At 29.6% G+C, this 662-nt stretch carries 1 protein-coding gene; it reads right to left on the bottom strand.

All coding sequences use genetic code 11. The annotated features are described in order from the left end of the window. The coding region (gene istA / locus KQI30_RS16905; RefSeq protein WP_216464512.1) for an IS21 family transposase at window positions 1-662 on the bottom strand (662 nt) is incomplete at both ends.

Here is a 662-nt window from a genome sequence, read left to right as displayed (position 1 = left end):
TTACCCGTTGATGTATGACATGAACTATTAATTCTATTATTAAGTTTTGTAACTAGTTCATGAAGCTCTTCAAAGTCAAGAGTCCCATTATAAGCTCTTATCTCATCAAGTAATTTCATGGGGGCCTCAACTTTTGCTTTGGTATTCGGTCTACCTGCTACGCAGGGGCACACCTTAAATCCATAATCATTTGCAAATTGTTGAAACTTATTATTTATTTTTCCTTTGCTATATTTTGTTCTAGGTTCATCCATTACAGTTTTCATATTGTCCGTTAATAGTTCCTTCGGAACTCCGCCGAAGGCTTCAAATGATTCATTTAGAAATGAAAATAATATATCTTGAGTTTTATCAAGAGAAAGTCTATATATTCTAAACCTTGAATATGAAAGTATTAATACAAATATGTTAATATTAATTACTTCACCATTTTTTAATATAAAATCAATACTTTCTTTCCAATCTAATTGCGCTTGTTGTCCTTTAGCTGTTTCATATCGCATAGTAGAGTTATTTGATATATGACTCTTTTTTTGCCTTTTAAAATACTCATTAAATTCAGAATGATTTGAAATATATCTTCTAAATGAAGATTGAGCACAATCTAATCCTTTATTATCAGTAAGATACTGCCATAGGACACGTTTATAATAAAATATTTG

Source organism: Clostridium bornimense (assembly GCF_018917145.1).
GTDB lineage: Bacteria > Bacillota > Clostridia > Clostridiales > Clostridiaceae > Clostridium_AN > Clostridium_AN bornimense_A.
Note: the sequence above shows the minus strand (reverse complement) of the source record. Positions and strands in the feature narration are given on the sequence as shown.